This window comes from Serratia sp. CY47280, from assembly GCF_052168655.1.
Lineage (GTDB): Bacteria > Pseudomonadota > Gammaproteobacteria > Enterobacterales > Enterobacteriaceae > Serratia > Serratia bockelmannii.
The window spans coordinates 33,223-46,894 of sequence record NZ_JBJNMG010000001.1; the positions used below are offsets into that span (position 1 = coordinate 33,223).

The following is a 13,672-nucleotide window of genomic DNA, read 5'->3' on the forward strand; positions in this document are numbered from 1 at the left end:
ATGAGAAGCCCGGCCGCCAAACCGGGCTTTTTTTTATTTATTTCTCGCGTACGCCTTCTACGGAGATGATCAGCTCAACGTCTTGCGACGCCGGGCCCAGATCGGTGGTGATGCCGAAATCTTTCAGCTTGATCTTACCGTTGGCCTCAAAGCCGGCGCGGTAGCCGCCCCACGGATCGTTGCCCTGGCCAATCAGTTTGGCGTCCAGCGTAACGGGCTTGGTCACGCCGTTCAGCGTCAGGTTGCCGACCACCGCATAACCGTCGCCGCTTTTCTTCACTTCGGTGGATTCAAACTTGGCTTGCTTGTTCTTCTCCACGTTGAGGAACTCGGCGCTGCGCAGGTGCTTGTCGCGCTCGGCGTGGTTGGTGTCGACGCTGGCGGTATTGATGGTCACGTTGACCTTGTCCTTGGACGGATCTTTCTCGTCGAAGGTGAAGCCGCCGTCGAAGTCTTTAAAGCTGCCATACAGCCAGCTGTAGCCCAGGTGCTGGATGCGGAACTCGATAAAGGCGTGCTGGCCCTGTTTGTCGATCTTGTAGTCCGCCGCCAGTGCGGAACCGGCGCTCAGCAGCAGGGCGCCTGCGGTCAGGCCCAATACGGTCTTTTTCAACATAGCAATCTCCATAAATCCAAAGGTTAATCGGCGCTGCTACCCAGCATCCGTTTCAAAGTGACATCACGATCGATAAAGTGATGTTTAAGCGCGGCCAGCCCGTGCAGTACCGAAAGCACTACCACGGCCCAGGCCAGGTAAAGGTGTATGGCGCCGGCGGTGTCGGCCTGTTCCGCCATGCCGGTGACGGTGGCGGGCACGTCGAACCAGCCGAATACGCTGATCGGTTGGCCGTCGGCGGTCGAGATCAGATAGCCGCTGATCAGAATGCCGAACAGCACGGCATACAGCGCCAGATGCGCGAGAATAGCGCTGACGCGAGTGAGGCGACCATAGCTGGCCAGCGGCTTGGGTGGCGGCGAGACAAAGCGCCAGATCACGCGGATCACCATCACGATGAACAGCAGCGTGCCGATGCTTTTGTGGATCTCCGGCGCCTGATGGTACCAGACGTCATAATAGCCCAGCGTAACCATCCACAGACCGAGTGCGAACATGCCGTACACCGTCAGCGCCACCAGCCAGTGGATTAACACTGACACATGGCCGAAACGATCGGCGGTATTTTTCCAGAGCATCCTGTTTCCTTCGATTACCGATTGGCTGGCTGCAATAATTAAACTTTAGGAAACATAAAATCAATAATAAATTTAACTATGTTACTTCTTAGAAATATTAGTCAGTGAATTTGTTTGAGATGTTCGGGCTTCATCAGATAAATCGTTGAAGATGATATTATTTCCCTCATGGGGCGGTTGTGCTAGTTGTTGAAAATTAGGCTTATTATCTATTAATGTCAGCTTTTGTCATTTTACGTAAATCGTCCATGAGTTGCTCGGTGGAATTATTTGTTGGCAAACGTTATGCCTATTTCTTGCGGCAAAGAGCAGGGCGGAAAGATTAATTTTTTCGAACGGTTAGGCGAAATCCTCTGCGGCGTGACGGTGGACTTTGCTACCATTAGCGCCAAGAGTCGGCTCTTGGTGGCCGGTTAACCCAGTGAAATAACAAGGAAACGTCATGGGCCGAACCCGTGTGACCGACAGTAGCCTGCGTCTGGCCGTCCTGCTGGCGATGTTGGTGATCATTTTGGCCGGGGTGAAAGCCGCCGCCGACATCGTGGTGCCGTTTTTGCTGGCGGTGTTCCTCGCCATGGTGCTGAACCCGCTGGTGGCGATGCTGGAACGCCGCCGAGTGCCGCGTATCGTCGGGGTGACGCTGCTGGTGACGGCGGTGATCGTGGTCGTGATGCTGTTTATCGGCATGCTGGGTGCTTCGCTGAACGAGTTCGCCCGCTCGCTGCCCCAGTACCGCGGCATGATGATCGAGAAGCTGCGCGAGCTGCAGCATTACGCCGATCGCTTCAATATCAGTCTCTCCAGCGAAGCGATGCTGCAGTATGTCGATCCCAGCGCGGCGATGAATCTGGTCACCCGCATGCTGGGGCACCTGTCTGGCGCCATGACCAACGTCTTCCTGCTGCTGATGACCGTGGTGTTTATGCTGTTCGAAGTGCAGCTGCTGCCGTATAAGCTGCAGCAGGCGCTGGATAAGCCGAACGAGGGGCTCGCCGCGGTGCGGCGGGCGCTGGACGGCGTGACGCGTTATCTGGTGATTAAAACCATCATCAGCCTGGCCACTGGGGTGATCGTCTGGATCTTCCTGGCGGCGGTCGGCGTGCGTTTTGCCTTTATCTGGGGGCTGTTGGCGTTTCTGCTTAACTACATTCCCAACATTGGCTCGGTATTGGCCGCCATTCCGCCGCTGATTCAGGCGCTGTTGTTCAACGGATTGGGTGATGCGCTGGTGGTGGCGGGTGGCTTTATCGCTGTCAACATGGTGATCGGCAATATCCTCGAGCCGCGCGTGATGGGGCGCGGGCTGGGGCTGTCGACGCTGGTGGTGTTCCTGTCGCTGATCTTCTGGGGCTGGCTGCTCGGCCCGGTGGGCATGCTGCTGTCGGTGCCGCTGACGATCGTGGCGCGCATCGCGCTGGAGACCACCGAAGACGGCTATCGGCTGGCGGTTATCCTGGGGGACGGTCGCCCGCCGCGCCAGCCTCCGGCGGCGCCGGAGTGAGGAATATTTTGCCATTCACGCCGGGCTGGGCGGCGTGGTGCAGCGCCGCTGCGTACTGAGGCAAAGGATAAATCGCGGCGGGTGGGCGCAGCGCCAGCTGGCCGCGTCGCAACAGCTGGAATAACTGATAAAACGCCGTCTGCCATTGCGCCGGTGCCGCCTGTGCGTTCCATTTGCGCAAGTGGAACAGCGAAGCCCGCAGCTTTAACTCGTCCACCACGCGCCGCCAGTCTACCTGGCGGCCGCTAAGCAGGCCCAGCGCCACAAAATCGCCGCCGGTGCGGACCGCCCGCGCCAACTGCAATCCGTCTTCGCCGCCGATGCAGTCGATGGCCGCACGGGCGCCAAAATTCGTCATTTCCACCAGCTGCGACGCTTCGATAACGCGCCAGGCGCCGGCGGCCAGTAACGCCTGGCGATGAGCGGTGTTGCGCACCACGACCGCCAGACGAATGCCGCGCAGCGCCGTCATCTGCGCCAACAGCAGGCTAACGGCGGAACCGCCGCCGTTGAGCAGCAGTAAGTCGCCGGCGTTGAGCGGCAGCCATTGCGTCAACAGCACCCAGCAGGTGAGCGGGTTGATATAGATTTGCGCTGCGCAGGCGTCGTCGATGTCGTCCGGCACCCAGATCACCCGATCTTCAGGCAGCGTGACGAACGTTTGCCAACTGCCGGTACCCGCTACCGCCAGCGCGCGGCGGCCCGTTGAATGCCCATTCTGCGGGTTGACGACGACGCCCACGCCTTCATATCCCGGCACCTGAGGAAGGGCGATGCGGTGCGCGTATTGGCCGTGGATCGGGATCAGATCGGAAGGGTTGATCGGGGCATAGCGCATCTGCAATAACCGCTGTCCGGGGCGCAGCAGCGGTCTGCTCATCTGCTGCAATTCCAGCACCTGGGCAGGATCACCGAAGCGGTTGAAGCTCAATCGGGGAAATAACGGCGGCATGGATTACATGACGAAGAAGAAATAGACATCCAACGCCAGCAGCACTAGCCACAGACACAGGTACAGCACCAGGTGCTCACGCACGTTGTTGACGATAGCCGCCAGTATTCGGTTTAACATTTCAGCTGCCTGAAGAAAGGGACCTTTGATTATAGTCCTTTTCTCGGCGTCTTTTACAGCGCGCCGCGCGTGAGTGCGGGAAGAGAGGCGATAAAAAAGCCTGCGTTATCGCAGGCTTGAGGTTACACGGCTAGCAGCGCCAGCGGCGTCGAATTTGTTGGCGTGCTCGGCGGGTAGAAATAGCGCAGCACGTTATACAGCGAGTAGAACTCCAGCCGGTTGCGCGCGTTGATCTTCTCCGTGATGTGACGCTTGTGCACGTACACCGTATGCGAGCTGATTTGCAGCTTTTTCGCGATGCGGTAGTTGGGCATCTCCGCCATCCAATATTTCATCACCGTCAGTTCCTGCGGACTGAACAAGGAACGCTCTTCGCCGTCATCGGCCAGCGCCAGCGGATTTTCGCGCAGCGTGCGTAAAGTGAGTGGCAGAATGCTTTTATTGAACAGAAAGGCGTTATCGGCGATGCGCATTGGCGTTTCGCTGTAAGGGTAAGGCGTATCGAGATAGATAAACAGCAAGGCAGACTGGCTGGCTTCCATAAACGCCAGCAGCTGCGCGTCTGCTTCGTTATAACGGCACTGGTTGCTGAGGTTCACCAGAATGTGGCTCGGCTGAAAGCTGGCCAACAGCGGCGTAGCGTATTCAATGCTGTGGCAGCACTTGATCGTCGTAATCCCACTATCAGCAAAGTAGCTGGCTATACCGACCCGGGTGAAGCAGCATTCGTCCACGACAAGTAGTTTCATGGTGACGTCCTTGTTGAAAGCCGATGGAGCATATCTTCTGTAAAATAGGACTTACACTGCAAGTGTTCAATTCGGAAATTCAAATGCTGAATATAAGAAATTTCCGTTATCAGGATTTTTACTTGGTATTTAAAAGAGTTAGCAGGTTAATAAATTGTAACCGCTAAATTTTGCTGTCCAGGGCACGACGGCAACCTGGACAGAGAAATCCTTCGCTTAGCTAAATCGTTTCAGACCAAAGCTGGAGACGTCGACCGGCGGCGCTTTGTCCTGCGCGAACAGCGCGGCAATCTCACCCAACGCGCTGGCGAACTTGAAGCCGTGGCCGCTCAATCCGCTGATAACCATCAGGCGATCGCAATCCGGCAGCGTATCGATAATAAAGTCTTCGTCGGGGCTCATATCATAACTGCAGGCTTCGCCGTGTAAACATACGCCTACACCCGGTAAAAATTGCCGCAGGAAGGAGAAAACTTCCGTGCCGTCGCTGGCGTAGCTGCCGAAGGGTTTGCGCTGCTCGGGGGCATCCATCGGCTGGCCGCCGTCGTGCTTGCCTACTTTCAGGCCGTCGTTATCCGCCGGGAAACCGTAATAGTGCGTGCCGTCTTGCGCTTCGACGGTAAAGGCCGGGAAACGATTGTTCACGCTGTAGCGGCCATCTGCCTGATGCCAGGAGAAGACTTTGCGCAGTGGCGCGACGGGTAACTGCGGCAACAGCGCTTTGACCCAGGTACCGGCGGTGATCACCGCTTTTCGCGCCGTGAAACGCCCTTCGCCGGTGATGACCTCAACGCCGCCATCGATAGGCTCCACCGCGCTGACCGGGCAGTTGAACAACTGGCTGCAGCCGGCTTCTTTTGCTAGCTTGACCAGAGTGGCTATCGCCAGCTCAGCATGCAGGAAGCCGGCGTCGGGCTCGAACACGCCGACATAACCTTCCGGGGCTCGGAATTCCGGCCAGCGTTGAGCGATCTGTTCGGCGCTGAGGGTTTGCGCATTCAGACGGAATGTTTGCGCGCTCTGCTGAGCATTGCGAATGAAGTCGGAGTGCTGCGGCCCCAAATTGAGGACGCCGCACGACTGAAACAGTTCCTCGCCGGATTGTTGAATCAGCGCATTCCACAGCGCCTGGGCGCGTAGCACCAGCGGCACGTACTTTTCGCCTTCGCCGTAAGCGTGACGGATGATGCGGGTATCGCCGTGATGGCTGCCGTTGCGGTGCGGGGGAATGGCGCTGTCGATCATCAGCACTTTCAAGCCGGCCCGCGTGGCGTAATAGCCTGCCGCTGCGCCGACGGAACCGCTGCCCACCACAATCAAATCATATTCCACGTACCCACCCTCTCTGATAGCGATTTCTTATCGCCCCATGATAAAAGGTTGGCGGGCGCAATGCACTGATTGAACGATGAAAGGCAAAGAAAAAGGCGCCGGGAATGGTCACGGCGCCTTAGAGGTTAGGAGACGATAAATCAATGTTTTCTGCGATCAAGATCCTGGTAATCCGTAGCTTCAATCTTGGCGATGCCGGCTTCTAAGATATTGATTAATTGACGGGCGACATCTGTAGTCAGCCAAAGCGTTCGGTCTACTTGGGCTTCTTCGGGCGTTTGGTCTAGTGAAGACAGGTAATGAAGGCGTATCATCATGGCGTCGTAAACGTCGACAGTACTGATATCCCAACCGACAAGCGGGTGCGTCTGAATTACTTCATCATTTCTGTCCATAAAGACCCCTTATTGAGTAGTAACTACCGTGAGTGACTAACGAGGATCAATGCGGCTCATCATCATGAGAGCAATTACAGTATACGCATCCGCTTTCATCGGTGGAGGGGGTTGTCACCGAAATTTGCAAAATAAATATTTATTTGAACAATTATTCTACAAATTTGCAGGTGCAGCAGTGGACGAGTCAAGCGCAGCGCGTTATTCCGCGTCGGCAGGTGGCGATGCACCATGCAGACATTTTTCCAGCTCTTCGGCCAAATGGGCGAAATGCTTTTGCGTTTCGGCATCACGATTCTGGCTGTGCGATTCCAGCTTCAGGCTGTGGATCAGCCGTTGGTTGGCTTTGTCATCCAGGCTGAAGGCCAGATAAGAGAAAGCTACTTCCAGTACGTTCAAGCGCCTTTTCTGATCGGCAATCAGCGCCAGCAGTTCGCCAAACGTCATTGCGTCTTCGGATTTCACCTTGTCCGGGGCCATGCTTACTCCTTTGCGTTAAATACAGCGCTGAGGCAGATTTTGTTTCAGAGTAAGGGTAAGCGATGAATGGGCAGGGCGCCAGAAACAAAAAAGCCGGAGAGCGACCCCCGGCAAAAACAGCATTGCAGTGTTATTCTGCGCTAAACCATTCGTCCGCGCTTTCCCAGGTTTCCTGAAGGATTTCCTCGATCAGATCCCGATCGGTTTTGGCGCCCCCCAGCACGGAGAGCCCGTTGGCGCCGGCATAACGTACATGAACGACGGCGTCTGGAAACTGGCGATTGACCCGTTTGCCCAGTTCACCGGTCAGCGCCTCAATGGCGCCCGACGGCAGCGGCCGGGTTTTATCTAGAGTGACTTCAACACGCATAATTGCCCCCGAAGCGATTTACTGTTTATTTATACAGTTAGCCGAGTGCGAGGGCAAGAGGGCGATGCAAAAATATCAGTCTTTCAGCGACCAGTTCAGGGTTTCACCCGCCAGGAAGGGGATCACGGATTCATTGCCGAGGGTAATCTCTTCCGGTTGGGTGGTTGGCACGCGCTGCAGTTCGATGAAGTCTTCGTTGAGCGGCAGGCCATAGAAGCGTGGGCCGTTGAGCGAGCAGAAAGCCTCGAAGTGCTCCAGTGCGCCGAGCTGTTCGAAGACCGCTGCGTAAGCCGGGATGGCATTCGGCGCATTGAAGCAGCCGGCGCAGCCGCAGCTGGACTCTTTGCGATGCTTGAGGTGCGGCGCGGAGTCGGTGCCGAGGAAGAAACGGTCCGAGCCGCTGGCAACCGCCTGACGCAGCGCCTCCTGATGGACGTTGCGCTTGAGGATCGGTAGGCAGAACAGGTGTGGGCGAATGCCGCCGACCAGCATGTGGTTGCGGTTGAACATCAGGTGTTGCGGCGTGATGGTGGCGCCGAGGAAACGGTTGCCTGCCTGCACGTACTGTGCCGCTTCTTTGGTGGTGATGTGCTCGAAGACGATTTTCAGTTCCGGGAAGTGACGGCGGATAGGCTCCATCACCTGTTCGATAAAGCGCGCCTCGCGGTCGAAGATATCCACGGCAGGATCGGTCACTTCGCCGTGGATAAGCAAAGGCATGCCGATTTTTTGCATTTGCTCGAACAGTGGGTAAATGCCGGTCACGTCGCTGACGCCGTGGCTGGAGTTGGTGGTGGCGTTGGCCGGATACAGCTTGGCGGCGGTAAACACCCCTTGCTCGAAACCGCTGACCAGTTCACTGGCCGCCAGAGAGTTGGTCAGGTAACAGGTCATCAGCGGAGTGAAGTTGTGACCCTGCGGCACCGCCGCCAGAATCCGATCGCGGTAGGCGCGTGCGGCGGCCACGGTCGTCACGGGCGGAACCAGGTTCGGCATCACGATCGCCCGGCCAAATACCTGGCTGGTATAGGGCACCACCGTTTTCAGCATCTCATCGTCACGCAGGTGGATATGCCAGTCGTCTGGGCGGCGGATTTTCAGAACTTGAGGTTGTGCGGTCATCTAGCTAGGCTCCGGCGGTCAAATACGTCTAATGAAAAGCGAATAATGGGTTTATTCACGCCGGGGTGTAAGGATAAGCGGAAAGTGCCGCAGATGCATCTGTTTGTTGGCGACAAGTTGAAATCAACGGCGCAGCAGGCGCATAGTGACAAGGATTTCAACGATGCCGACGCCAATACCGTCGACTTTCATCAAGTGGAAAGGGAGAAAACAATGGAAGTACGCGTTATCGCCACCCTGCAAGCGAAAGCGGGATTTGAGGCCGCAGTCAGTGAAGCGGTGCACGACATTCTCGAGCCGAGCCGCCAGGAGCTGGGCAACCTGCAATATGATTTGCATCGCGATCTGGAAAAGCCGGGCACCTTCGTGTTCTTTGAGCGTTGGGCCAGCAGCGAAGCGCTGGATAAGCATAATGAGACGGCGCATTTTCAGCAGTTCGTCAGTCGACTTGACGGCAAGTTGGATGTTCTGGACATCAAGAAACTGAAAAAGATCGCCTGAGCTTTTTACAGGCAAGAAAAAACCCGCCGATGGCGGGTTTTTTTAGGGTTGCAGATTAACTTATTCGTTAACCGGCTGCGGCTTTGTGGCAGGCGCGGTGGCCTGGCTCACTGCCGAGTGACCACCGGCTGAACCTTTGCCTTCAAAGTTGAAGGAAGGGCGCTGCCAGTTGCTGTGCTTGCGTTCTTCCGGCACGTAGGCTGGCGCAGGCGCTTTAGTCATCGGCGCAGTGGCGATGTGTTTGTACAGCGCGTCCTGCACGGCTTTCACCGGCGCCGGCTGCTGCGCAACTGCAGGTGCAGGTTCTGCGGCGATTGGCGCTGGGGCTTTTTCGACCGGAGCAGCTTCCACGGAGGTTGCCGCAGGTGCGGCTTCTACCACTGGCGTTTCTTCCGCTGGCGTGGCTTCTACCACCGGTGCAACTTCGACCACAGGCTCGTCTTCCGTTGGCGCAGGTTCAACCACGGGCTCTACAGCTACGGTTTCAGCTACCGGCTCGGCTTCCACTGCAGGGGCAGTCTCTTCCACTTTCGGCTGTTCAACTGCAACAGTTGCCGGGGCGGTTTCCACCGGCGCCGGGATTTCCTCGGCCGGAGTGGCTACAACCGGTGCTACGACTGCAGCTTCTTCCGTTACGGTAACGCTAGCAGTCTCAACGGCGGCTTCGGGTGCCGGTTCGTTGACGCTGGCCGTGGTCTGAGTGTCTTCCACGGTAACGCTGTGCTGTTCAACCGCTGCGGCGACAACCGGCGCCTGCTCTACGGCTTCGGTTTGCACTTCGGCTTCTTCAACCTGAGCGACCGGGTAGCTTACCCATACTTTGCCTGATGCCATTTCCGGCGAAGCGAACGCGCCCGCCAACGGCATTGGGGATTGCAGCGGGTAACGCTCATCGCGGTAACGACGGCGACGCTGGCCGCTGACGCGCAGGTGACGCGGTGAACGACGGGAACGACGCGGCATGCCTTCGCCGTTGCCGCGGCTTTCGCCCTGGGCATCGTCTTCCGGCTGTGCGGCAACGGTTTCCGGCAACAGCTTGACGCTATCGTCGGCGGTCGGCTGCGCGTCTTCGGCTTTCGCTACCGGCGCTTTCGGCGCCAACAGCTCTTCCGCTGCACGCTGCAGCTCTTCTTCCGCAGACAGGATACGCACTTTCTGCGACAGAGGGCGGCGCTGACGGCGCTGCATGTTCTGCTGCTGGCGCTCTTCCTGCTCTTCGTCGGTACTCTCGACTGCGTCAACGCTTTCCAGCGCTTTCACTTCCTGCTGAGCCTGACGTTTCTCTTCCTGACGACGACGCTGGCGTTCAGCACGCTGCTCACGGCGTTGCTGCTGATCTTCGCGCGGCGCTTTAGCACCTTCTTCCGAAGCGGTTTCCTCCGCTACCGGCGCGTTCTGCTGCTGGTTGCGGCGGTTACGGCGCTGTTCATCGCGGGATTCACGCGATTCACGGCCTTCACGGTTCTCACGCGGTTCACGGTTATCGCGCTCGCGATTGTCACGGCCTTCACCGCGCTCTTTACGCTCGCCGCGTTCCGGGCGATCGCCACGGTCGCTACGCTCACCGCGCTCTTTACGGCCGGTGCCTTGACGGCGCTGACCGCGACGATCCTGACGACGGTTCTCACCGTTGCCTTCCGCCTTCGGCGTTTCGGCCGGTTTGGCTTCTTCGACGGCAGGTTGTTCTTCACCGGCGAACAAGTTCTTCAGACCACCGAACAGGCGGCCCAGGAAGCCCGGTTTAGCGGCGGCCGGCGCTGCGGCTTTAGTCTTGGCGGCTGCAGCGGCAGGTTTGGCAACGGCGACGGGTTCTTCAGCCGGCGGCGGCACATCGGCGGACAGGGAGAAGGAAGCCAGGGCCGGTTGCTCCGGACGCTTGCGTTCCATCGGCGCATCTTCCAGCGGACGCTCCATGTCTTCTTCGTGCAGTTTCGGCAGCAGGTAGCTGAGGGTAGAGGTTTCCTCGCCCTTGCGCACGCGCAGCACCGAGTAGTGCGGGGTTTGCATTTCATCGTTCGGCACGATGACGGCTTTCACGCCACCCTGACGTTTTTCGATCGCGCTGACGGATTCGCGCTTTTCGTTCAGCAGGTACGAAGCGACCTGAACCGGCACGATAGCGTGAACTTCTTTGGTGTTTTCCTTCAGCGCTTCTTCTTCGATCAGGCGCAGGATGGACAGCGCCAGCGATTCGTTGTCGCGGATGGTACCGGTGCCGTTACAGCGTGGGCACACGTGGTGGCTGGACTCACCCAGCGACGGGCTGAGGCGCTGGCGTGACATTTCCAGCAGGCCGAAGCGGGAGATGCGGCCGATTTGGATGCGCGCGCGGTCTTGACGCACGGCGTCGCGCAAGCGGTTTTCCACTTCGCGCTGGTGGCGTACCGGCGTCATGTCGATGAAGTCGATGACGATCAGGCCGCCGAGGTCGCGCAGGCGCAGCTGGCGAGCGATCTCGTCCGCCGCTTCCAGGTTGGTGTTGAACGCCGTCTCTTCGATATCGCCGCCGCGGGTTGCGCGTGCGGAGTTGATGTCGATGGCGGTCAGCGCTTCGGTACTGTCGATGACGATCGAGCCGCCGGACGGCAGGCGCACTTCGCGCTGGAAGGCGGATTCGATCTGCGATTCGATCTGATAGTGGCTGAACAGAGGAATTTCACCGCTGTACAGTTTGATTTTGCTGCTGAAATCCGGGCGGCCCAGCGCAGCGATGTGCTCTTTGGCCAGATCGAGAATTTTCGGGTTGTCGATCAGGATTTCGCCGATGTCCGGGCGCAGGTAATCGCGGAAGGCACGCACGATAACGTTGCTTTCCTGGTGGATCAGGAACGGTGCAGGGCGGCCTTCGGCGGCTTTTTTAATCGCTTCCCAGTGCTTCAGACGGAAGGAGAGATCCCACTGCAGCGCGTCGGCGGATTTGCCTACGCCCGCGGTGCGAACGATCAGGCCCATGCCGTCTGGCAGTTGCAGCGAAGAGAGCGCTTCTTTCAGCTCGGTACGATCGTCACCCTCGATGCGGCGAGAAATACCGCCGGCGCGCGGGTTGTTCGGCATCAGCACCAGATAGCTGCCCGCCAGGCTGATGAAGGTGGTCAAGGCGGCGCCTTTGTTGCCACGTTCTTCTTTGTCTACCTGAACGATGACTTCCTGGCCTTCGCGCAGCACATCTTTGATGTTCGGGCGGCCATGGGAAGAGTAATTGCTAGGGAAGTATTCGCGGGCGATTTCTTTAAGAGGGAGGAAACCATGTCGTTCTGCGCCGTAGTCCACGAACGCTGCTTCAAGACTTGGTTCAATGCGGGTGATTTTGCCTTTGTAAATATTCGCTTTTTTCTGCTCATGACCCGGACTTTCGATATCCAAATCATACAGCCGCTGTCCATCTACGAGGGCAACACGCAACTCTTCCTGCTGAGTTGCGTTAATCAACATTCTTTTCATCTTAACTTACTCGTTATTTTTACATTATCGACAAAGCTGCGGGCAAAATAACCTCATGGCCGGAGTTAAACCGAAAGCCCCGTGTCTTCTCGCAAAGCCGTCAACCTCACGGTTGTCGCCTGCATAGGGGCGCATTATCTCGGTAAGCCTGCTTTTCTTTGTGAAAGACAGCACTTTTACTAGGGGAATAGCCTCTGATTTACGTCGACAGATCTGATTCCATTTGCCGGCCAAGCTGCAACCCGCAGCCCGCTAATTGTTTGATTTCGCATTACGTCTTACGCCATTGCTGCGTTTTTGCGCAATCAGACAAATTTTATAATTCCACCGTTTTCCCTGTTTAACGAGAATCAACGCGGAAAGTGACTGCATTATTCCACTGCTGATGCCGTTATAGCAAGGTGACTTTTCCTTAACTGCGGAAGAAATCGCAAACGTTCAAATCGGCTTGCTGCCTTATTGTCCGCTGGGGTTTCGCCCGCCGTCAGAGAGACAGTTAAGCACAGAAAAAGATGTGGCGCTATTCACGCGCTCTATTTAGAATCCCGCACCATGAAAACGAACAATCCAGCAGTACAATTCATCACGATTTCCGACGACGAAGCCGGTCAGAGAATCGACAACTTTCTGCTCGCTCGCCTGAAAGGCGTGCCGAAGAGCATGATTTATCGCATCGTGCGTAAAGGCGAGGTGCGGGTTAACAAAGGGCGCATCAAGGTCGAATACAAATTGGCGGCCGGCGACGTGGTGCGCGTACCACCGGTGCGCGTAGCCGAGCGCGAAGAGGCGCCGGTGTCGGCGAAGCTGGATAAAGTGGCCGCATTGGCAGACTGCATCCTGTATGAAGACGACCACCTGCTGATCCTCAACAAACCTTCCGGCACCGCGGTGCACGGCGGCAGCGGCCTGAGCTTCGGCGTGATTGAAGGGCTGCGCGCGCTGCGCCCGGAAGCCCGCTTCCTGGAGCTGGTGCATCGCCTGGATCGCGACACCTCCGGCGTGCTGCTGGTCGCCAAGAAGCGTTCGGCGCTGCGTTCGCTGCATGAACAGCTGCGGTTGAAAGGCATGCAGAAAGATTATCTGGCGCTGGTGCGCGGCCAATGGCAGTCCCACTGCAAGGCCGTACAGGCGCCGCTGCTGAAAAACATTCTGCAAAGCGGCGAACGTATCGTGCGCGTCAACAGCGAAGGCAAGCCTTCGGAAACCCGCTTCAAGGTGGAGGAGCGCTACGAATTCGCCACCCTGGTGAAGGCCAGCCCGATAACCGGGCGTACTCACCAGATCCGCGTGCACACGCTGCATGCCGGGCATCCGATCGCTTTTGACGATCGCTATGGCGACCGCGAGTTCGATCGTCAGCTGGCGGGTACCGGCCTGAAGCGGCTGTTCCTGCACGCTGCGGCGCTGCGCTTCGAGCATCCGTCCACCGGCGAAACGATGCGCATCGAAGCGCCGATGGATGAAGAACTGCGTCACTGCCTGCAGGTGCTGCGCCAGCAGGCGACCAAATAATCC

14 protein-coding genes are annotated in these 13,672 nt (G+C 57.7%); 3 read left to right on the top strand and 11 right to left on the bottom strand.

Going from position 1 to position 13,672, the window contains the following annotated elements; all coding sequences use genetic code 11:
- Positions 1-37: 37 nt before the first annotated feature.
- Positions 38-616, bottom strand: coding sequence for a YceI family protein (locus tag ACJ8J4_RS00175; protein WP_016928208.1), 579 nt, complete (start codon positions 614-616; stop codon positions 38-40).
- Between the two features lie 23 nt (positions 617-639).
- Positions 640-1,194, bottom strand: a complete 555-nt coding sequence (locus ACJ8J4_RS00180; RefSeq protein ID WP_004927830.1) for a cytochrome b — start codon at positions 1,192-1,194, stop codon at positions 640-642.
- A gap of 442 nt (positions 1,195-1,636) precedes the next feature.
- Here ACJ8J4_RS00180 and ACJ8J4_RS00185 point away from each other — a divergent pair, with 442 nt between their 5' ends.
- The gene (locus ACJ8J4_RS00185; RefSeq protein WP_049205122.1) at positions 1,637-2,695 is read left to right on the top strand and encodes an AI-2E family transporter; all 1,059 of its coding nucleotides are present in this window, start codon (positions 1,637-1,639) and stop codon (positions 2,693-2,695) included.
- Here ACJ8J4_RS00185 and ACJ8J4_RS00190 read toward each other — a convergent pair.
- From ACJ8J4_RS00190 to pyrC, 8 genes are all read right to left on the bottom strand, one after another.
- Positions 2,643-3,575 (bottom strand): zinc-dependent alcohol dehydrogenase family protein, encoded by a 933-nt coding sequence (locus tag ACJ8J4_RS00190; RefSeq protein ID WP_233494388.1) that lies wholly within the window; start codon positions 3,573-3,575, stop codon positions 2,643-2,645. The two genes, ACJ8J4_RS00185 and ACJ8J4_RS00190, sit on opposite strands and share 53 nt — an antisense overlap.
- A 75-nt stretch (positions 3,576-3,650) precedes the next feature.
- Positions 3,651-3,767 (bottom strand): DUF2770 family protein, encoded by a 117-nt coding sequence (locus ACJ8J4_RS00195; RefSeq protein ID WP_004927822.1) that lies wholly within the window; start codon positions 3,765-3,767, stop codon positions 3,651-3,653.
- A 122-nt stretch (positions 3,768-3,889) separates the two neighbouring features.
- Positions 3,890-4,516, bottom strand: a complete 627-nt coding sequence (locus ACJ8J4_RS00200) for a LuxR C-terminal-related transcriptional regulator (RefSeq protein WP_025302402.1) — start codon at positions 4,514-4,516, stop codon at positions 3,890-3,892.
- 216 nt (positions 4,517-4,732) lie between these two features.
- Positions 4,733-5,848, bottom strand: a complete 1,116-nt coding sequence (gene solA, locus ACJ8J4_RS00205; protein ID WP_197835475.1) for an N-methyl-L-tryptophan oxidase — start codon at positions 5,846-5,848, stop codon at positions 4,733-4,735.
- 140 nt (positions 5,849-5,988) lie between these two features.
- Positions 5,989-6,243, bottom strand: coding sequence for a biofilm formation regulator BssS (bssS, locus tag ACJ8J4_RS00210; protein ID WP_004927812.1), 255 nt, complete (start codon positions 6,241-6,243; stop codon positions 5,989-5,991).
- Between the two features lie 201 nt (positions 6,244-6,444).
- The gene (locus tag ACJ8J4_RS00215; RefSeq protein ID WP_004927809.1) at positions 6,445-6,723 is read right to left on the bottom strand and encodes a hypothetical protein; all 279 of its coding nucleotides are present in this window, start codon (positions 6,721-6,723) and stop codon (positions 6,445-6,447) included.
- Positions 6,724-6,853: 130 nt separating this feature from the next.
- Positions 6,854-7,093: a DNA damage-inducible protein I gene (gene dinI, locus ACJ8J4_RS00220; RefSeq protein WP_043141722.1), complete on the bottom strand. Its 240-nt coding sequence runs from the start codon at positions 7,091-7,093 to the stop codon at positions 6,854-6,856.
- 75 nt (positions 7,094-7,168) lie between these two features.
- The gene (gene pyrC, locus ACJ8J4_RS00225; RefSeq protein WP_043141719.1) at positions 7,169-8,215 is read right to left on the bottom strand and encodes a dihydroorotase; all 1,047 of its coding nucleotides are present in this window, start codon (positions 8,213-8,215) and stop codon (positions 7,169-7,171) included.
- A 213-nt stretch (positions 8,216-8,428) separates the two neighbouring features.
- On the opposite strand from pyrC, the gene ACJ8J4_RS00230 reads away from it, so the two are divergent.
- On the top strand, positions 8,429-8,716 hold the full coding sequence (locus ACJ8J4_RS00230) for a putative quinol monooxygenase (protein WP_025302406.1): 288 nt from the start codon (positions 8,429-8,431) through the stop codon (positions 8,714-8,716).
- Positions 8,717-8,776: 60 nt separating this feature from the next.
- Here ACJ8J4_RS00230 and rne read toward each other — a convergent pair whose 3' ends face one another.
- A complete protein-coding gene (rne, locus tag ACJ8J4_RS00235; RefSeq protein ID WP_197835477.1) occupies positions 8,777-12,157 on the bottom strand; it encodes a ribonuclease E in 3,381 nt (1,126 codons plus the stop codon).
- 552 nt (positions 12,158-12,709) lie between these two features.
- Between rne and rluC the strand changes: the two genes are divergently transcribed.
- Positions 12,710-13,669, top strand: a complete 960-nt coding sequence (rluC, locus tag ACJ8J4_RS00240; RefSeq protein WP_043141713.1) for a 23S rRNA pseudouridine(955/2504/2580) synthase RluC — start codon at positions 12,710-12,712, stop codon at positions 13,667-13,669.
- The last annotated feature ends 3 nt before the right edge of the window (positions 13,670-13,672 follow it).